Here is a 19028-nt window from a genome sequence, read left to right as displayed (position 1 = left end):
AAATTATTACTTGTCTCCCGATTATCTGTGGCACGTAGAACAATCGTTAGGAGCATTGTTCTCTCTATGGCAATCGACACAAAATCCCATATTGAGGGACTTGGACTGTCTAACCTTTACCATCTCTGCCATGTTGCCATGACATGTGGAACAATCAACGCCGCGTTGCACGTGTCTTGAGTGGTTGAAGTATACGAAGTCTGGTTGGTCATGGACCTTCACCCAGGAAACTGGAGTGTTACTATCGTATTGAGCTTTGAGCCACTTAACATGTTCTTGGTTTCCCGCTACGTTACCTGCTCCATGGCAGTTCATACAAGTGGAACTTGGGGGAACTGTGGCATGGGCCGAGTTTTCAACGCCAGTATGGCAATACTTACAGTCGATCTTGTTATCGCCTGCATGTATCTTATGGTTGAAGGGGATGGGCTGGTCGGGTGAATAGCCCACATAACGGCTAGGTGAAAAAATCAAATATGCAAGCGCTGCTACAGCAACGATAGGCACAGAGATCTTGAGTATTTTTATATTCATTCGCAGATTTCCTGAATCCGTTTACACTGTCTTCTGACAAGGAAAGGTAAAATCCGAAAAAAAGCAAGTATGTAAGGGTTTTGGATGCGAAAAAACATAAAAAGAGACATAATCTGAAATTTTTTCAGAACATTCTTAGTTGAAACTAAGTCTCAAAAACCAACCCTTCCACCACCAAACAAATGTTAGAATTTTAAAAGGAGGAGGAAGGGCATAAGGAGAAGGCAAATGCCAAAAAACAGAGAAATCCTAAAGAGAATCCTGTGAGGGCAAAAAAAAAGGCCCTGACTTTGACATCGAAGGGCCCTAAAAACCAGACTTACACAATTTAGCCTAGTTATACTTTCGAGTTTTTTAAAGATTTCCCCTGCTTTTTTTTCACCCAAACCAAAGAAATTTTCTTTGTGACGAGGTTTCTTGTCTCTTTTTTGAGAAAGGTGATGGTTGGTGTTGCCACTTTGAAAGAATCCTTTTCCAGGACAGGGATGATTTCGTAGGAAGGCCCTGCCATCTCTTGCAATTGAGTGAGTTTTTCTGAAGGCAAAATCATCAGTCGTTCTGGTTTTTCTGCCCACAATCGATCCAATTTTTCCTTATCGTAGATATTCCTAAAATTTCGTTCTGCATAAAACCCATACGATCGTTTGGAATTGGACATCCAATACGTATACACAACAGGTTCCCCTGGTTCCAATTCTTTGATTTTGGCACCAAATTCACGGGATGGTTGGTAACTTGTGAGCAGTGGATAGAACTGCAAACTGATGGCACTAAAAAATAAAGTTGCTCCGACAAGGGTGAGAAGGATTTCCAAAGGGATGAGTTGTGCTGATAGTAAAATGAATAGTATCCCTATGGCACCAAACACATAATACAATATCCCTACATCCGATACAAAAACAGGGAATAAAAAATAACCCACCAAATAAACAATTCCTGCAATGAGAAAGGAAGGTCTGAGCCTTGCGACATTGGACTGGAACAAACTCTCTTCCATAATTTTACCAAAATACAAAGCAGCAGCGGGAAGTACCCAGTAGGTGTATTGCGGGAGTGGGTATCTTGAAAACGAGATGAGGAACAAAAAGAGAAACACCCAAAATGGAATCACAAAATCAATTTCTTTGTATTCATTGGCTCGGATCTTTCTTAGAATTTCCTTCCAACCAAGGGATTTCACATATTGGTAGGAATGGAAACTGAGATAGATGACCATGGGTATCAGCCCACTAAAGAAAGCCCATGAAAAGGATTTGTAAAAGTAAAATGGATCAAACTTGATGTCGTACATCTCACGGTAAAATCTACCGAAGGATTGGATCCATAAAAAGAAAACCGGTCCATAGGAATTGAAGTTTTGGTATAAAAAATAACACCAAAGCGCTGGTAATGAAATTAAAACAAAAATCCCAGTGGGAATTCTCATTGAAAGTAACAGTTTCCAATCCCTTCGGAATAAGATGTCCCCACCAATCGAAATGGCAGGGATAAAAACAGAGATAGGACCTTTTGTGATAAAACCCAAAGACATCATAAGGTACATCAGGTAAAAATAATTGGGATTTTGTTTTCTACCTAAATAGTAAAAATGATAGGTAAACACTAAATAGGCAGTGAGGTAGACATCGATTTTTGGATCTACGATCATCGCATACACTCCAGGAGCGAGTAAATACGCAATGGATGCCAAATAACCCTGTCTTTCTTTTCCACCTGATAAAATGGTAATGCGATAGATGGAATAAACAGATAACAAACTTAAAAAAATCGCAGGGATCCGAAAGGCAATGTTGTTAATGCCAAAAAAGAAAAAGGAAGTGGCCACTGTCCAAAATGTTAAGATGGGTTTGTCTAAGTAACGTCTACCATTATCAATGAGTGTAAAAAAGTCATTGGAGAGAACAAGCTCACGGCTGATGCCAGCATACTGTGCACTATCGATATCAATCACATCCAATGGCAATGTGAATAGGATTGGCAGTGACGCCATAAGCAATAAAATTCGATAAAAAATCCGTTCCGATGGAGAAAGTGTATCTTTCATTCAAATGTACCTATTTGGACAAGGCATTGGCCAAACCCCTTACATGAGTTTGGTTCTTGGTCAAAACACTGTAAGATATCACTATTATGAGTGGTGCAACCATCCATACATTGGATGCGTCCTGTTCGTTTCACATCGGGTGCAAGAGTGAGTTTTAGCTCCTCTTCTGTGCAAGAGACAAATTTTTCACATGCCAATTGGCATTTTTGTTCCACAATGTCTTGGCAGTTGGAAAAACTTAAGGCCAAAAACAAAACCAATATCCACTTATTTTGTTGTTTCACTTCGAATTCCTTTGAGAGCTAACATCCCACAAGCGCCATTGATGTCCCGTCCAGGACTTCGGCGATTGAGAATGGGTGCAGTCGTTTTCGCTTTGAGATGCATCACAAATTCTTTCACTTCTTCATCGGTTGGCCGACGCCATCCCGTAAAATCTGTATTGAGTGGGATCACATTGATCTTACATTTGTTCACAGACCTTGCAATTTTTGCGAGCCGTTCTGCATTGTCACGGCCCATGTTTACATCGGGGATCATTACATATTCAAAAGTGACAGCACGATCTAGTTCCTTTGTGAACCGTTTGGCAGTTTCGATGAGTTTTTCCAATGGGTGTTTATCATTCACATCCATAACAGAAGAACGTGCATTTGGATTTGGGTGGTTCAGTGAGATCGCAAAATTAAATGGTTCTTTGTTTTCGATGAAACGGTTGATCCCTGTCGTCACACCTGCTGTGGAGATGGTGATCCGAAGGCCCCCAAGTCCAAAGGCATCCTTGTCCCGTAGGATATGGGCCGCTTTCATTACGGAAAAATAATTGTGCATGGGCTCCCCCATTCCCATAAACACAATGTTTGTGGCACGGTCCCCGACGAGGCGTTCCACTTGCAAAACTTGGTCGAGGATTTGCCAAGTGTGCAAATTGCCTTTGTATTCGAGAAGCCCTGTGGCACAAAATTTACAATTGAGGGTACAGCCAATTTGAGAGGAGATACAAATGGTTTTTCGGCCACCGTCGCCGGAAGGGATCCATACTGCTTCGATCTCTTTGTTTTCACCAACGTAGAAGGTAAATTTTCTTGTTCCATCTTCTTTGGAAACCAAGTCCCTTCCAATTTCAATTTCTGGATAGAGGGTGTGTTCTTTTAATTTTTCCCTGACTTCTTTGGAAAGGGTTGTAAACTGATCAATTGTCGTATAACGACTCTTATAAATTCCAGTATAAATTTGTGCCGCTCGGTATTTTTCAAGACCTAAGGAAACACATATCTCTTCTAGTTCTTTTTTGGTTTTCCCTTTGAGAACTGGGGTTTCCTCTTTCATTGTGTAGGTCCTTTTACCATTAGCCAATCTTTTCTTTGCCACCTTCGGGGACAAGAAATTACACTCTTTCTAATTGTCTTACTCCAAAAAGCCCAATAGAACAAGTCTAAATTCATAGAATCGTCACAAACAGGGAAGATTCCATGGGGAAATGGACATTGACTTAGTGGACGTGATTCAAAAGCCTAGTCTCTAGTGAGGAAAATAAACGCATGAATAGCGATGCCTTTATGGAATACGCCTTTATCGTCATGGTCGCACTGATCGGGATTGAAATTTTTGTTTCTTATATGAAGGGCAAAGAGTTTTACCGATTGAATGTTCTCATTGCTGATGTGAGTACAGGTGTGATCTTTGCCCTAGTGGGAGTGGTCATCCTACTTGGTGCCTTATACGTATATGATATCGTCCAAACGAACTACTCTTTATCTGCTCTTGGTTATCATTTTTTTCCATTAGAAAGTCCCTTCCAATTTTCGCCTAGTTTTGCCGTGAATTGGCATGCCCTTGGTGCTTGGACATTTTCTGTGGTATTTGCTGACTTCATTTACTACTGGTTCCATAGGCATTGCCATGAAATCAATTTGTTTTGGGCAACGCATGTCACCCACCATTCCACCCAAGAAATGAACCTTTCCGTCGCCTTCCGTGGGAACGGGTTACAAAGGATTTTTGAGTATCTATATTACCTTGCCATGGCACTCCTTGGGATCCCTTGGGCGATGTTTTTACTAAGCCACAGGATTCTAAAAGTGTACCAATTTGTGGTTCACACTCGTTTCATTGGAAAACTTGGATTTTTCGAAGAGTTTATGGTAACCCCTTCGAACCACAGAGTCCACCACGGAACCCAAAGGAAATACCTAGACCGCAATCACGGCGGAATTTTCATCATTTGGGATCGTATGTTTGGAACTTTTGAATGGGAAACAGATGAACCTATTTATGGTTTAACCAAACCGGTGAATTCCTTTAACCCAATTACAGTCAACTTACACGTGTTTAAGGATATGTTCCTACAAATATTCAAATGTAAGTCGTTTGGTGATGCATTCAAAACCATATTTGGACCTCCCGGTTGGAAACCTTCTTACTTACAAACACCAGATGATGTTTTCAAAGAACCAGCTTACACAGAAAAGTATGACCCAAAACCACCGATGGGTGTGATGGTCTATGTGGCATTACAAGCGGCAGTGCTTATGGCTGTGGGCCTTGTGATTTGGAAAGTAGCTAAAATCAATTTGGAACAAGACATGACAACTCTTGGGATTTTATCTGCCGTCATCATCTTTAGTTTGTTTTCAATCGATCGGACAATGGAGATGAAACGTTGGTCAAGGCGAACAGAAGTGGTACGTAATGTTTTATTTATCGTTGCCTTTGTTTTGACCCTAATGTATTCCAACATTCCAAACATTGCAATGTTTGCGATCCCACTCATTGGCCTTTCGTTTGTATCCTTATTATGGATCATCCTCAAACGAAAAACCTTTTTTGATTTGAGTAATATTTCTAATACTTGGTATTAGATTTTATCTCTTTAAGAGCGGACTCTGAAGGGAACAATTTGTTCGACTTCAGTAGTTCGTCTCCCAAATTCAAATACGCCTTTGTTTTCTCCGCATGTTTTTTGCATAAATTCAAATCTTTGTAACAGAGTCCAAGGTCCACAAAGGGATCTTGAATGGTTTTTGTTTCCCCTTGCCCACCTGTGACCGATTGGTAATACAAAAAATCATCCTCAATCCATCCAAAGATATTTCCATACGCAAAATAAGCTGAGGAACCTTTTACCTTGCGAAGGTCACGGCCCATCACACTAAAATACACTTCCCTCTCCATAAAACCAAGGATAGTCGGAATGAGATCCAGTTGGGAGGTGATGTCTTCTCGGATCTCGGGTTTGATTTTCCCAGGGGCATAAATGAGGAGTGGGACATTGCGATCCTCATAATAATTGAGAAACCGATGGTGGCTATGGTCAGAAACAAAAAAGAAAATAGTATCTTTGAAATACGGTGCTTTTTTTGCTTTTTCCATAAATTCGAAAAGGGCAAAATCCGCGTAATGGAGTACATTTAAGTATTCACTGTCCTGAGTGTCCTTTCCAAACAATCGGTATCTTTCATCAGGGACTTTGTATGGGTAGTGAGTGGTACCTGTATGGATGACCGATACGATAGGTTGATTTGGACTCACGTTTAACAAACGTTTGTGCATCGCATCCAAAGATGCTTCATCTAAATAACTCCAAGGCCCTGTTTTGTACTCTGGATTTTTTTCTAGGTCTTGTTTGCCGACAAGGGTATCAAACCCCCAATGGTACATGATACTGCCCTTATTATTGAAACTTAAGTCAGTTCCCGTAACAAATAGAGTTTCATACCCTATGGTTTTTGCAATGTTGCCAAGGCCCGAAAACCGATTGAGGATTTGGGGTGTGCGCACTGCGGTAAGGCCAGGCCTATCTGGGATGCCTCCCAATAGCGCCATCAGTCCATTTGTCGTACGCCCCCCACTGGCAAAAAAATGTTTAAAGAACATCCCTTGGCGGATGAGTTGGTTGAAGTGTGGAGTGACCACTTTCCCTTCGACTTTCCCTGTTCCAATGATATCAATGAATTTACCTGTCCAACCCTCGAGCACAACCACAACGATATGTGGGAGTGGTTTTGCCGAACTAACGGTTGTTTTTCGTAGAAGTGGGTATTCTTCACTCACAAATTCCGCACCAGGATAAGACACTTCCTTTCTCACAAAGGAGGTAGCCTCTTCTAATTTCATAAAATGGCGGTCATCCACCTTTGTCATCTTAAGGTCGGTGATGACGGTAAACCCTGGGTTTAAAACCAAATCATTGGTGATCGTTTCTTTTGTGATGATGGCATCACTCGTTCTGAGTGGGCTTGTTTGCACCCCTCCTCTGATTCCGAGTACAAGTAGGGCAAGGACTACTAAAAACTGTAGGCCAGCCCATTTGTAATGTAAATTCACATGGGAATAAGGGAACTTGGATTGGATTTTATAAATTCCAAAACCAATACCAAAAATTACGGCAAGCCCGAGTAAAAACAAAAACGGATTTTGCGAAAAGGCAGAACCCACAAGTGGCAACATTTCAAACCCAAGGTAAGCAAACGCCTCATAACCCAAATGTTTGTTCCCATTCTCATAGTAGATTAAATCTGCGATGAGTAAAAACAATAAGAGGATGATAAAAACAACAGGAATTGTCCTCCAAACCGCTCTGTACCACTTGTTCCGATTGAAAAAGTGCAGGGAAGAATACACCAAACTAAACCCAAGTAACACACATAATACGGAAAGGTCAAACCTTGCTCCTTTTACAAATGCTTTTAAAATGATCCAAAAGGATTTGTCTTGCATCCGGTAAGAATACATCAGAAAAAATGCAGCGCGGTAGATGGTTAAAAATACGATTCCAAGCCCCGCAAGTATAAGATGGAATCGAATGTAAAATGGAATTTGTGAGAAAATTTTTTTCATAAATAAGTGATCTTTAAAATTTGAAACAAATGTAATGGTTCCTATCCAAACGCAAATTCTTAGGGTTTGACCAATTTGTAAATGGTTCCTGATTGGTAATCAGCGACAAAGATTTCCCCGTCACTGTCCTTACCAAAGCTTGGGATGAGGATGTTCCACTTTCCAAGAGAAAGGGTTTCTGTGATTTTGTTATTTTCTCCGGGTTTTGGAAGGTCAATCGCCCAAATTTTTCCTTGGATAAAATCACCAAACACATATTTGCCTTTTAACTCTGGGATGGAAGTTCCTGTGTAGACATACCCACCTGTGATGGACTGCCCCTCATCCCTTCCATATTCATAAAACGGTGCTTGGTAAAGGGAAGGATTACATCCATCTGTAAAACAATGGAATCCTTCTGTTTGGTTCCATCCGTAATTTTTTCCCGAAAGGATGATGTCCACTTCTTCATACGCATCTTGCCCCACGTCTGCCGCAACCAAACGTCCGTCAGGTGAAAAACTCATTTTCCAAGGATTCCGAATTCCATAAGCAAAAATTTCAGGTAAATAACCTTGTTTCCCAACAAATGGATTGTCTTTCGGAATCGAATATTGTTTTTTCCCACTTGGATCCGGGATAGGTGAGATCCTAAGAATTGAACCAAGGAGAGTGTTTGGATTTTGTCCGTTGTTTTTTGGATCGGCTCGCCACCCGCCGTCCCCAAACCCGATGTACAAATTCCCGTCAGGTCCAAAGGTAATTTGACCCCCATTATGGTTCGGGTAAGGTTGCACCACTTCGAGTAACACTCGTTCGTTTTTTAAAACCATTTTTTCAAATGAATTTGGATTTTCAACTTCCCATTCCGCAATGACTGTCATATCGCGGTTTGCCGAATTGATCACGGTGTGCGTGTATACTTTTGGTTCTTTCGGATACTTGGGATGGAAGGTGAGGCCAAGAAGTCCTTCTTCGCTATCCGTAATCACTTGAAAAGACTTTAACACTCGTTTGGTCTTTTTTTCACGGTCAAACAAAATGAGATCCCCTGCTTTTTCCAAAACAAATAAAAAAGGACTCTCCCCCGGTGGGAATTGGATGTCCGTTGGTTCTTTCACTTTCACAACTTCCTGAAGGGAGATTGTGAGTTGTTTCCTTTTTGCGTCAGGTCCAATGAAGATTGGTTTACTTCCTAAAACTTTACCATCGGTCTCATACTTTTTACTGAATGTTTTTAAGATCTTACGACCAAAATCATCACAGGCAAGGGAAGAAAGGGAAAAGGAAAGGAGGGAAAAAATAACAATGATTTGGATTTTCATACAACGTCTTCTAGTCATAGGATAAATCGCTTGGATTTGTACCCGCAATCAAAAAACTTTGGAAACTGTGATGAAACTTTTCTCTTTAATCTGTATTCCTGTTTTCCTCCTGTTTGCGTATCTTCAACTAAACGATCCAGACCCTTATTTATGGTTTCCGATCTATGCCCTTGTTGCCATCCTTGCAGGCATTCGTTTTTTCCGTCGATTGCCGAAGTGGATTGGGTATGGGATCATCCCTTTGTATCTTATCCTTTCTGTCTATTATGCCACAGAGGCACCCTATTTTGGCATGGAGGTGGAGGAAGTGAGAGAATCTCTTGGACTTCTCATTGCCGCATCCGCTGTATGGGGATTTGTGTTTAAAAAATAATTCGTACTTTGGGAAATTTACGTTTCGGCGATGACTTTCCCATCTTCTAAGATCATACGAATGAGTTTTGTCATCTCAACGGAGTATTCCACATCCAAGTGTTTGGTAACACCTTCACAGAACCCATTGATGATGAGAAGTTTCGCATCGTCTTCCGACATCCCACGCGATTGAAGGTAAAACAATTGGTCATCGTCAATTTTGGAAACGGTAGCCTCGTAGTTGAGTGTTCCTTCTTCCCCTGATACATCATTGTATGGGTAAGCATGGGACTGGGACCTGTTGTCCATCATAAGCCCATCACATTTGATATGGCTGTAAGAACCTTTACTCGAAGGTTCAAACTTAACAAGACCACGATAGGAATTGACCCCACCGTCAAGAGCCACACCTTTTGCCAAAATATTGGAACGAGTGTTTTTACCAACATGGATGATACGAGCTCCCGTATCCTGCACTTGTCCATTGCCAGCAAACGCTAAGGAGAGTACATCCCCAGTGGAATGGTCTCCTTGTAAGATGATCCCTGGGTATTTGATGGTATTGGCACCGATGTTACAATCTGTCCACGTGATGTGAGCTGCTTCTTCGCAGATTCCACGTTTCACGGTCCAGTTGTACATATTTTTTTTCCAGTTTTGGATGGTAGTGTAAAAGATTTTAGAATTCTTTTTGGCGACAAGTTCCACGACAGCTGTATGGAAATTAGTTCCCTTGTCTTGGACAGAGGTGCACCCTTCACTGTATTCCAAATGTGCCCCTTCATCAGCAATGAGGAGAGTGCGTTCATACTGTCCGGAACTTGCGGCTGTTACCTTAAAGTATGCTTGTAATGGCATGGGAGTTTTGACTCCCTTGGGGATGTAGGCAAAGGAACCACCACTAAAAACACAAGAGTTGAGTGCAGAAAATTTATTATCACCGATCGTAACAACGGTCCCCAAATACTCACGGACAAGTTCCGGGTATTCACGGATGGCAGTATCAATGTCACAGAAAATGATCCCTAAGTCAGTGAGTTCTTTTTTGACATTGGCATAAATGGTTTCGGAATCGTTCATGGTTTCGATTCCAGCCAAGTACTTACGTTCGTGTTCCGGGATTCCTAGTTTTTCAAAACTACGTAAAATTTCAGGATCCACTTCATCCCATGATTTTTTTTTCTTTTGGTTGGAACCAACATAGTGGACATAGTCATCAATGTTGATTTGGAACTGAGGGATAAAGCCCCAGGTCGGCATTGGCTTTTCTTCATACACCTCAAATGCTTTGAGGCGGAACTCGGCAAGCCAACTCGGTTCATTTTTGATATGGGAGATGGACTCTACAACCTTACGTGTCAAACCTTTTGGAAAATTATTCGCTTGGTAAAATTCGACATTCGGTTTTTCTATGTTTGTTGTAGATTCCATTGGTTCTCCCATTCTCTATTCGAGAAAGTTCAATTAATTGACAGATGCGAAGTAAGCTTTTGACCCTGTAGGATCTGCTTTCATCGTTTTTTTCCCTTCATCCCAGTTTGCAGGACAAACTTCACCGTGTTTTTCCACAAATTGGAAAGCTTTGATGAGTCTGAGTGCTTCTTCAATGTTACGTCCTACGGGAAGGTCGTTAACAGTTGCTTGGCGGATCACACCTTGCGGGTCGATGATGAAAGTTCCGCGTAACGCAACTCCCGCATCAGGACCAGACTCAATGAGGACACCAAAAGACTTTGCAATTTCTTTGGTTTTGTCTGCGATGAGTGGGTATTTGATCTCTCCAATACCACCTTCTTTTTTAGGCGTTTTTTTCCAAGCTAAGTGTGAAAATTCGCTATCAACAGATACACCCAAAACTTCGGCTCCGATCTTTTTAAAATCTTCGAGTTTTGCATCGTATTCAATGATCTCTGTTGGACATACAAATGTAAAATCAAGTGGATAGAAAAAGAGTACCACCCATTTTCCCTTGTAATCAGATAATTTGATTTCTTTGAAACTGTCCCCGATCACTGCGGTTGCTTTAAAATCAGGGGCATGTGATGTCACTTGTGGCATAATGTCACTCCTTAGAATTATTCTAAGTACAGTCCTTAGATTCTGTCTAGATGTTTTTGTATGAGCCGGAAGTTTTCCAAAACCCACTCTTCACTTGCCAATGTTTTGGTAAAGGTTTCGTCGTGGCTTACAAAGACAAGTGCTGCCTTGGTTTTTTGCAATGAGCCTTCTAAAGCTTCCACAGATTTTAGATCCAAATGGTTTGTTGGTTCGTCTAAGAGGATCACTTCCGCATTCGTTTCGATTTGCATGGCAAGGGCTAACTTTTTCCCTTCCCCTGGACTTAAGGCCTCTGACTCCAAAAATCGTTTTGGATCACTTCCCAATCGGTGCACAATGGAAAGGTATTCCGCCTGTTTTGCTTCCGTTAAGGATTGGAACTTTTGGAGTAAGGCTGTGAGTTCCTGTTTTGAGAATTCCTGCGGAAGGTATACGTTAGGAATTTGTTTCAAAAGAAAATGTTTTAAGAGATACTGCAATAAACTCGACTTCCCGGAACCGTTTGCACCAGTGATGCCAATCCTTGTTTGGGATCCAATCGCTAAGGGAAACTGCAAATCTAAAGTTAAATAATCTAAATCTAACCTTTCTCCTGCTTCGAGAAACAAAAGGTTACGTTTTGTATTGTGGCTCTGCCATTGGATGCCAATGGTTTCTTTCTCTGGCAACGTTTCCCAAATTTCTTTTTCCTTTTCGGCACTTCGCTTTGTCCTTTGTTCGATCTGGTTTTTCAATCGGCCGGCCATTCCATCTTTTCCTGAAACTCGGACTAAATTTTTTTTTGCCCTACCATCATGGTCATGGAGTTCTAAGTCCTTTTTAGACCTTCTATTGTGTGAGAGACTTGCTTCTTCTCTTCTACGTTTCCATTCCTTCTCTAATTTTTTCCGTTCAGCTTTTGCTATATGCCAATCGCGGATCCTGGACTTAGCTTCTTTATCTCTTTCCTGTTTGCCTTCCGAATAATTCCCAGGCCTTTGTTCGATAAAGTTTTTTTCCATAAACACACATGACGTAGCCAGCTCGTCTAACAAAGACCTGTCGTGACTGATCAGAATTCCGATCCCGTCGTAAGCCCTTATGGCATTCCGTAAAATCAATTGGCTCTTTGCATCCAGATGGTTCGTTGGTTCATCGAGAACGATGACCTCAGGTTGTTTCGATAGAATGCGAGAAAGCAGGAGCTTTCGTTTTTCGCCAAAACTGAGAGTCGCATATTCGTCAGGCGATTGGATATTGATTTGCAATTGACTTTTCCAAAAACTAGTCTCTTTGGAATCATCATTCAAAAACTCGATCAGTTCTTTCTCTTCGATTTCAGTGCCTTGGGTAAGAACCAAAACATGGCCAGGCCCTACGACATTTCCTTGGTCTAACTCAAGTTCACGTGAAATGATTTTGGCAAGTGTTGATTTGCCACTTCCATTTTTACCAACAAGGCCAGTCCAACCCTTCGGGAAATGGAGGTTTAGATTTTCAAAGATTGGTGTCGATTGTGTATCGTAACGAAAGCTTCCGTTTTGGATGCGTAAGTATTTGGACATAAAACTTGCTCCTCTGGTTTCCATGTGAAAACGGTAAGCAAATCTTGTCCTAGTATGGCTTAGGAAAAGTGGAAATGTTGGTTTGTTTTTTTTTGCTTACCTAGTTAGAGTTTGTAAGTCTCATCGGAGTGCCCTCGTCATCCACTTTTAGACTGGAATTGATCCAAAAGTTGTCAAGAAAAAGTTGGATTTAAAAAGTTATCTACCCCTCCAAACAACTGTTATCAGTTCTTACAAAAGGATCAATTGCCCTTTGCCATTAGGAATTTTTCCATAAACTCTGTGATGTCCCGGATGTTACGGTTGATCATCTTACGGAGTTCCGGAGGGATATTTTGAGATTTGATGACTCGGTAATAATTGAGAGCGTTTTTTAACATCTTCCTGCGAGCAAACTCTTGTGCCTTCATGAGCATTGGTTTGTATTTATAATAGGAATATTCCATGATGGAATAATTTTTCGACAAACGAAAGGCATGTGGGATTTTTCCAAAATCATAAGTCAATGTGAGAAACGGTGCATCATCGGCTTCTGGTGGTTTTAACTCCAAAACACCATGGATGATTTTTTCTGGCTCATCTTCTGTGGCTTTCTCAGCCATCTCATCGAGTGGGATTGGTGATTCTTCTTCGGCAATCTCCCCCAAATCCCCATCCACAATTTCAATGTCAGGGCCATCCACATCGTCAAAGGATGGACCTTCTTTTTCCCCTGCCTCCTCTTTCAGTTTTCGATCTCGGAATACCTCGTCCGCATCAGGCAATCCAATTTTGATATCATCCGCTACCAGTGGTCTGTTGGTTAACTCCACTTGGATTGGCATATCGGTCTCGATGATCGTTTCCGACTTATGTTTGTTAGGATCGACTGCCTCTGGCAGTTCTACCTTGGAGGAGATGAGTTCGTCGGTTTGAGGGTCAACGGGATCTGGGAGCTCTAATTCTTTTCGTAAGGAATCGGTTGCTTCTTGGAACCAGTTTGGTTCTTCACCGGAAGGTTTCCTTTCGTCTGGATGGAGCAGAGGTTCCTTTTCATCGCGGCGAAGGTCATTTGGATCCGGCAAACCAATGGGCTCAAGGTCCCAAGACTCTGGCAATTTTAAGTTAGGTTTTTCAGGGAAATAGGGTTTGAGTAAATCGTTAAGGGATGTTTCTTCCCCTTTCGCTTCAAATTCTTTTGCCTTTTTTTCTAATTTCTGAAGGGCCTGGTTTTTTAAGAACTCTTCACGTTCTTTGAAGCGGTCACGTTTGCGCCTGTCTTCACCAGACCGTCTATCCTTTCTACCGGCAACATTTGTCCTACGATCAGGGCTTTTCCTTCGTTCTTCCCCTGACCTACGATCCACAAGGGGGAGGTCTTTGAACTGTTTCCAATCGTTCGAAAAAAATGTATCTTCTGGTAAATCAAGTTCCGAAACATCTTTTTTGGAAATTTGTTCCGCTAACTCTTGCAAGTCGAAAGGTTTACGTTCTTCTTCTGTCCTCTGTTTACTCTCTGGTGGGACAAAAAAGGGACCGACAATCCCTGATCCACTAGGAGCCGCAGAAATTCCTGGCATTGCAGGAGTGATCCCACCTGCCGTCAAACCTTGGTTTAACGATTGTAAGAGTTGGTCTTGGTTTTGGATAAGGGCAGGATTGGAACTTTGTGGTGGTGGGTTTCCTTGCAAAAACTGGTAAACAATCGGATGTACCAGTTGGTTTCCACCTTCCACTGTTTGGTTGATTTGTGGACCATTAGAGATGGGACTGTCTCGATTCTCTTTTGGCAGTGGAGGTGGAGGGAATTCACCAATATTTTGTGGTTGTGGGAACTGTGGTTCCTTGGGCAGATTAGGGAAGTTAGGTGGCGGTGAGTTTTGCGCAAATTGAATGGCACGCGCAATGGATTCAGCAAATAATTCCGAAACTTCTTTTAAGGCATGCACCAAATCACTTAGGTCTTTATCAGGTTTCTCTCCACTCCCTTGAGGTTTTGGTTTCGGTTTTGGAAGTGAATCTTTCCCTTTTTTTTCGCCTTCTTTATTTGGATCAATTGGACTCGGTGGTGGGTTGTCTTCTAAAAACTCTTCTAAATCCTGGATGTTCTTTTTGATTTTTTCTTTGATCGCAGGATCGGGGATTCGGTTTCCCGTACGTTCAAAGATTTCAATGGCTTCTTCCACTTGTTCGGCTTCCACAAGTGCTTCCGCATTGAGGAGTGGCCTTCTATGAAAGGAGTACTTTGAATTTTTAGAAATGATATCATCTGCCGAAAAACTGATTTCAGGGCTCTCTCGTCTTGGCCGTTCGGCTGCACCTTCTCCTGTGGCACGGTCTTCCCCAAAATCACCTAAGGGAAGTTCGCTCAAATCTTTTGGAGGTTTTTGTTTTTCGCGTTTTCTTTTGGAAGGTTTGGATGATCCCTCATCACCTAACCCTTGTTCGCCCGAATCACCTTCTAAATCCGGTAATTCGTTTAATTTTTCTGAAAATGCTTTGGGTTTTTGTTTGGAGGATTGGGGATCTGTTTGGAATCCAAGTTCTTCTCCCCTTCCTTTTTTGGGACTTGGTTCCCGAGAAGGCCTTCCTCCTCCACCTCGTTTTGGTTCCGGGGGAGTTGCCTCTTCACCTTGTCTCTGTTTTTGCCTACGTTTTTGCCTCGGACTTAGGTCTCTTGCGGACCCACCACTCCCTTCACCCCGGGCGATCTCTTCAAGATCGGCACCGGCACCAGAGAGACCGAGTAACATCATGAGTGTGGTTAACATAGAAGGGTTCTACTCTTTATTTTCGAGGTTTCGAGAGCTGGTATTTAAGAAATAACGAAAGAATATTGAATTTCCAAGCTTTTTACGAGGCTTTTGGGACCAAACTGACCGCAAGTTCTTTTTCTGCTTGACACAAGAGAATTTCTTGCGTTCCATGGTGGCATGAAATCCGTTGCGAAAAAAAATCTCAGCTTTGCCTCCTCACCGGACAATGCAGACGGGTTGCAGTTAAAAATCACGTTTGACGAAGACACAAAAACTGCCTTCGGTGATTACACCTGCCCCGAAAAATACCAGGGTTTACCGGATCAAATCCACCCAGGGATTATCTCTACCATCCTAGATGAGATCATGGTCAAGATCAACGAAGCGATGAATTTCGAAACCACCACAGGGGAACTCACAATTCGATTCCTCCAACCTGCAAAGGTGAATGAACCCCTCCACTTACGCGGATGGTTTGTGAAAAAGAATAAAAAAATCATCGAAAACCGTGCTGAAATCGAAAATGAGATCGGCAAAATAGTGGCCCGCGGAAAAGGTAAATATATCGAAGCTGAAGACTGATTATGCCGATGTGGTGGAATTGGTAGACGCAGTGGATTCAAAATCCACCGATGGTAACATCATGCCGGTTCGATTCCGGCCATCGGTACCAAAAGTCATTTAGTTCGAAACCTCTCACAAGCAGATTGGTAAAAGTTCTCTTCAATTTTATCAATTGCTTGTAAGACGAGGGACATTTCTTCCTTCGTCATCAAATCAAAAATTTTCCTTCCCTCTTTCAAAATCGATACCCCAAGCGAAATTCCATTTTTATCATCAGTTGTGTACACTGAGGACTTTGATTCCATTTTCACCAAAATATCTTCCATAATGAGGATGATTTTCCGCACGAGTTCCCGGTCAGAAAAAATTCCAAAAAGTGCCCCTACATCCTTTCGGAACGCATCTGCTTTGGATTTTTCAACAGAGGATATCAATTTCTCCATTGCATCTGGTGATTCCAAAAACTCTTTTGGACTTTCTTTGGCATCAAGTGCCAAAACCAATTCCTCCTCAAAACTATGTGCTGTTACATAGGAATGGAGTGCGGAGAGTCCAGCCTTGAGAGCCATGGGAAAATGTTTCCCAAATCGAAAGATAGACATGGCCAAGTTACCAAGGATACCCCAAATTTTTGATGGGTGGTTCACAAATCCAGATAACGCATCAAAGGCGGCATCGAGTTTTTTCCTTTTTTCATAATCCGGATACAAATATTCCAAAAAGAAATCTAAAAGTTCTTGTATGGTAGATTGGGGAATGGAATGAAACTCAGGGTATTGTTGTAAATTATCTTTTGAATAACGAAAAACCAAAGACTTTTGGTACAAAGTGATAAAAGCAGGGAATAAGGGATGGTTTAATACTTTAGAAGTTTCTTTTTTCGGTTTCATCTGGTACCAAATTCCTACATTACTTCATCAAAATACGTTTCGTATCGTTCCCAATTTACTTTTTTACCTTTGGGAGTGTATGGTAAGTTACTATTTTTTTTCACTTCTAGCCCAACAAACAAGGAATAGATGCCTACTGCGAGGGAAATCGCAGTTTCTTTTTTGTTTTGAGTGAGGTATTTCATATCACGGCTACGATTGACATAACCAATTTCGATAAAGGCACAAAGGGCATTTGTATACGTAGGCAAACTATAGGTAGAGATATATGGTTTTTGGATGGGTCCAAGTTCAGGGTATGGAGAATCTTTGGTTTTCAGTTGGACTGGCAAACCATATTGTACAAAACGCATGAGTTCTCTTGTCACATAATGGTTGTCGCCTCCAAAACCTTCCTTTCCCCCTTCTCTCCTCCATTCTTCTTTTTTACCCATTTCCCTTTCAAAAAAACGACCACTTGGTTCAAATTCCTCATGTGATTTTGCATAAGGACCTTTTTTCCCAATGTTTTTTTCCCAATTGGGGTCATCCGCATACTTCCAGCTAATCATGTTTTGGCGGTAACCTTCAAACTTTGTTAGGTCGACTTCTTTGCCATTTTTTTTGGACCAATAGCCATGGAAGTATATCCAAGTGTCGGCCATCGCATTTTCTAATTTGCTCCATCCAGATTGGAATACAAGCCAATCCGACCAAGGTCCTTGTAAAAAACCATTAGGCGATTTTTCTTTGTTCGAAATTTTTTTTAAAAGAGAAAAGGTTTTGTAACCCGGTGTGAGGACAGCTGCCATCCCACCTTTTTGCCCTTTGCTTGCGGGATTTAGGTGCAGGGATAAAACCAAATGGGGTTTCCATTCGTTGATTTTGGAAAGCCTCCCTTTTTTTCTCACTGAGGTTTTTGGATCGGGAAAATCATACAAACGATAAGGTGCATTCGGGTCATCTGAGTTTGCATCATCATCAAAGGAAGTTTCACGTGTTAGGTGGCTTATCAACTTAACGCGAGTGAATTCATTTTTTTTGGAAAATAGTTTTAAATAACCCTCAAATTCTTTCCAACCTTGTTCCGTTTCCGTTAACTTTAGAATTTTATGGACTTCTTTGGCAAGGTCAAGGACAACCTTTCGTTCGGTGATACTTCCGTGTTCGGTTCCTTGTTTATAAGTTTCTAAATAGGTTTGGGTGACACTATCATACTTATCCCCATGTTGGGCCTTGGGATCTTTTGCCACACCACCATGCCCTGGATCAATCACGATCCGGTAACTTGGTTCTGCCGAAAGCGAGATCGTGAAATAAAAACAAGATAATAGGATTAGGAAATTAATTTTGGAATGGATCCATTTTAAGTCTGACACGCTTGTGCCATTCTCCGCTCAATGGCGAGCGGAGAAAAGAAAAGTTTCAAGGAATTATTTGGTGTTTTGGCTTGCGATTTGATTTTTGTTATCCACAAGATCTTTTGCGTATTTATCAGTGATCGCTTTTTTGTCGGCTTCTTGTTCTTTGAAATCAGAAAGGATTTTGATCCCATAGTCTTTGGCGATGCGGTAATGTACGATGGCATCATAAAAACGATCGTCTCGTGTCATATCCGTCGCAAGACCCAATTGGCCATACGCAATTCGCAATTTTTGTTGTGCCTCTGCAATTTCACGGTAAGGAACCACAGGTTTTACCCCTTCTGTAGAAGTGTCCACGAGTTGTGCTTGTTCCTGTGCCGTGATGGTGTCCGCACATTCAGCGAGTAAGTTTTGGGTTTTGGTATCATAACTCTTTGCAAATTTACCAAGTAAGGTAGTAATGTCTTTTTCCAGTGCCACCATAGCCTTACCGGAAGCGATGTAGGCTCTGCGGTAATAATAACGTAAAACAATTTGGTAATCTTTTTTGATTTTTTCTAAAGCCGTTTTGGAGTCAGCTACCTCGTCTCCAAAGTTTGCTGTAACAATGGTTAACAATTTAATGGAATTGATGACACGGTCTTTGTTGTTTTCAGAAATGTTTTTGTATTGTTTGCGTTCTAAATTGGTACCTTGGTCCAATTTGTCTAATTCTTCAAAGGATTCCTTTCCTTTTTCGGGGGCACCCGATTCTTGTGCGATGACTGAGAATCCAAACAAACAAATGGAAAGAATCAAAAAACTTTTTTTTAACACGAA

16 protein-coding genes and 1 tRNA gene are annotated in these 19028 nt (G+C 41.5%); 4 read left to right on the top strand and 13 right to left on the bottom strand.

Annotated features, from left to right (window positions below; genetic code table 11):
* Nucleotides 1-21: 21 nt before the first annotated feature.
* The 4 genes from EHQ62_RS05845 to rlmN form a co-directional block, all read right to left on the bottom strand.
* The gene (locus EHQ62_RS05845; RefSeq protein ID WP_135641262.1) at nt 22-534 is read right to left on the bottom strand and encodes a cytochrome c3 family protein; all 513 of its coding nucleotides are present in this window, start codon (nt 532-534) and stop codon (nt 22-24) included.
* Nucleotides 535-871: 337 nt separating this feature from the next.
* On the bottom strand, nt 872-2578 hold the full coding sequence (locus tag EHQ62_RS05840; RefSeq protein ID WP_135641261.1) for an ArnT family glycosyltransferase: 1707 nt from the start codon (nt 2576-2578) through the stop codon (nt 872-874).
* Nucleotides 2575-2862, bottom strand: coding sequence for a Cys-rich protein (locus EHQ62_RS05835; RefSeq protein ID WP_135641260.1), 288 nt, complete (start codon nt 2860-2862; stop codon nt 2575-2577). The genes EHQ62_RS05840 and EHQ62_RS05835 overlap by 4 nt, the downstream gene beginning before the upstream one ends.
* Nucleotides 2846-3907, bottom strand: a complete 1062-nt coding sequence (gene rlmN, locus EHQ62_RS05830) for a 23S rRNA (adenine(2503)-C(2))-methyltransferase RlmN (protein WP_135641259.1) — start codon at nt 3905-3907, stop codon at nt 2846-2848. The genes EHQ62_RS05835 and rlmN overlap by 17 nt, the downstream gene beginning before the upstream one ends.
* A 212-nt stretch (nt 3908-4119) precedes the next feature.
* On the opposite strand from rlmN, the gene EHQ62_RS05825 reads away from it, so the two are divergent.
* A complete protein-coding gene (locus tag EHQ62_RS05825) occupies nt 4120-5439 on the top strand; it encodes a sterol desaturase family protein (RefSeq protein WP_135641258.1) in 1320 nt (439 codons plus the stop codon).
* Here EHQ62_RS05825 and EHQ62_RS05820 read toward each other — a convergent pair.
* Nucleotides 5423-7417, bottom strand: a complete 1995-nt coding sequence (locus tag EHQ62_RS05820; RefSeq protein ID WP_135641257.1) for an LTA synthase family protein — start codon at nt 7415-7417, stop codon at nt 5423-5425. The genes EHQ62_RS05825 and EHQ62_RS05820 overlap by 17 nt on opposite strands.
* Before the next feature lie 59 nt (nt 7418-7476).
* Entirely contained in the window at nt 7477-8721 is a 1245-nt protein-coding gene (locus tag EHQ62_RS05815; protein WP_135641256.1) for a PQQ-dependent sugar dehydrogenase, read from the bottom strand.
* A 70-nt stretch (nt 8722-8791) separates the two neighbouring features.
* Between EHQ62_RS05815 and EHQ62_RS05810 the strand changes: the two genes are divergently transcribed.
* A complete protein-coding gene (locus EHQ62_RS05810; protein WP_135641255.1) occupies nt 8792-9094 on the top strand; it encodes a transmembrane 220 family protein in 303 nt (100 codons plus the stop codon).
* 17 nt (nt 9095-9111) lie between these two features.
* On the opposite strand, the gene sufB is transcribed toward EHQ62_RS05810, so the two are convergent.
* The 4 genes from sufB to EHQ62_RS05790 all read right to left on the bottom strand — a co-directional run bounded on the left by sufB (nt 9112) and on the right by EHQ62_RS05790 (nt 15427).
* Nucleotides 9112-10506 (bottom strand): Fe-S cluster assembly protein SufB, encoded by a 1395-nt coding sequence (gene sufB, locus EHQ62_RS05805; RefSeq protein WP_135641254.1) that lies wholly within the window; start codon nt 10504-10506, stop codon nt 9112-9114.
* A gap of 33 nt (nt 10507-10539) precedes the next feature.
* Nucleotides 10540-11133: a peroxiredoxin gene (locus EHQ62_RS05800; RefSeq protein WP_100720598.1), complete on the bottom strand. Its 594-nt coding sequence runs from the start codon at nt 11131-11133 to the stop codon at nt 10540-10542.
* A gap of 35 nt (nt 11134-11168) precedes the next feature.
* On the bottom strand, nt 11169-12677 hold the full coding sequence (locus EHQ62_RS05795; protein WP_135641253.1) for an ATP-binding cassette domain-containing protein: 1509 nt from the start codon (nt 12675-12677) through the stop codon (nt 11169-11171).
* A 242-nt stretch (nt 12678-12919) separates the two neighbouring features.
* Nucleotides 12920-15427: a hypothetical protein gene (locus EHQ62_RS05790; RefSeq protein ID WP_135641252.1), complete on the bottom strand. Its 2508-nt coding sequence runs from the start codon at nt 15425-15427 to the stop codon at nt 12920-12922.
* 162 nt (nt 15428-15589) lie between these two features.
* Between EHQ62_RS05790 and EHQ62_RS05785 the strand changes: the two genes are divergently transcribed.
* Entirely contained in the window at nt 15590-15994 is a 405-nt protein-coding gene (locus EHQ62_RS05785) for a PaaI family thioesterase (protein WP_002973585.1), read from the top strand.
* A 4-nt stretch (nt 15995-15998) separates the two neighbouring features.
* Nucleotides 15999-16085 (top strand) — tRNA-Leu (locus tag EHQ62_RS05780).
* 4 nt (nt 16086-16089) lie between these two features.
* Here EHQ62_RS05780 and EHQ62_RS05775 read toward each other — a convergent pair.
* The 3 genes from EHQ62_RS05775 to EHQ62_RS05765 all read right to left on the bottom strand — a co-directional run bounded on the left by EHQ62_RS05775 (nt 16090) and on the right by EHQ62_RS05765 (nt 19025).
* Nucleotides 16090-16866 (bottom strand): hypothetical protein, encoded by a 777-nt coding sequence (locus EHQ62_RS05775; RefSeq protein ID WP_135641251.1) that lies wholly within the window; start codon nt 16864-16866, stop codon nt 16090-16092.
* 14 nt (nt 16867-16880) lie between these two features.
* On the bottom strand, nt 16881-18206 hold the full coding sequence (locus tag EHQ62_RS05770) for an N-acetylmuramoyl-L-alanine amidase CwlD (RefSeq protein ID WP_425269526.1): 1326 nt from the start codon (nt 18204-18206) through the stop codon (nt 16881-16883).
* 72 nt (nt 18207-18278) lie between these two features.
* Entirely contained in the window at nt 18279-19025 is a 747-nt protein-coding gene (locus EHQ62_RS05765; protein WP_135641249.1) for a hypothetical protein, read from the bottom strand.
* Nucleotides 19026-19028: the final 3 nt, after the last annotated feature.

Source organism: Leptospira jelokensis, assembly GCF_004769635.1.
In the GTDB taxonomy this organism is placed as follows: Bacteria; Spirochaetota; Leptospiria; order Leptospirales; family Leptospiraceae; genus Leptospira_A; species Leptospira_A jelokensis.
The sequence above is the reverse complement of the archived record's forward strand: the minus strand, read 5'-3'. Positions and strand labels throughout refer to the sequence as shown.

Coding starts and splice junctions, on each gene's coding strand:
- EHQ62_RS05840 (WP_135641261.1), bottom strand. CDS start 2,578: ATGAAAGATACACTTTCTCCATCGGAACGGATTTTTTATCGAATTTTA.
- sufB (WP_135641254.1), bottom strand. CDS start 10,506: ATGGAATCTACAACAAACATAGAAAAACCGAATGTCGAATTTTACCAA.
- EHQ62_RS05790 (WP_135641252.1), bottom strand. CDS start 15,427: ATGTTAACCACACTCATGATGTTACTCGGTCTCTCTGGTGCCGGTGCC.
- EHQ62_RS05775 (WP_135641251.1), bottom strand. CDS start 16,866: ATGAAACCGAAAAAAGAAACTTCTAAAGTATTAAACCATCCCTTATTC.
- EHQ62_RS05810 (WP_135641255.1), top strand. CDS start 8,792: ATGAAACTTTTCTCTTTAATCTGTATTCCTGTTTTCCTCCTGTTTGCG.
- EHQ62_RS05800 (WP_100720598.1), bottom strand. CDS start 11,133: ATGCCACAAGTGACATCACATGCCCCTGATTTTAAAGCAACCGCAGTG.
- EHQ62_RS05815 (WP_135641256.1), bottom strand. CDS start 8,721: ATGAAAATCCAAATCATTGTTATTTTTTCCCTCCTTTCCTTTTCCCTT.
- EHQ62_RS05795 (WP_135641253.1), bottom strand. CDS start 12,677: ATGTCCAAATACTTACGCATCCAAAACGGAAGCTTTCGTTACGATACA.
- EHQ62_RS05825 (WP_135641258.1), top strand. CDS start 4,120: ATGAATAGCGATGCCTTTATGGAATACGCCTTTATCGTCATGGTCGCA.
- EHQ62_RS05820 (WP_135641257.1), bottom strand. CDS start 7,417: ATGAAAAAAATTTTCTCACAAATTCCATTTTACATTCGATTCCATCTT.
- rlmN (WP_135641259.1), bottom strand. CDS start 3,907: ATGAAAGAGGAAACCCCAGTTCTCAAAGGGAAAACCAAAAAAGAACTA.
- EHQ62_RS05785 (WP_002973585.1), top strand. CDS start 15,590: ATGAAATCCGTTGCGAAAAAAAATCTCAGCTTTGCCTCCTCACCGGAC.
- EHQ62_RS05845 (WP_135641262.1), bottom strand. CDS start 534: ATGAATATAAAAATACTCAAGATCTCTGTGCCTATCGTTGCTGTAGCA.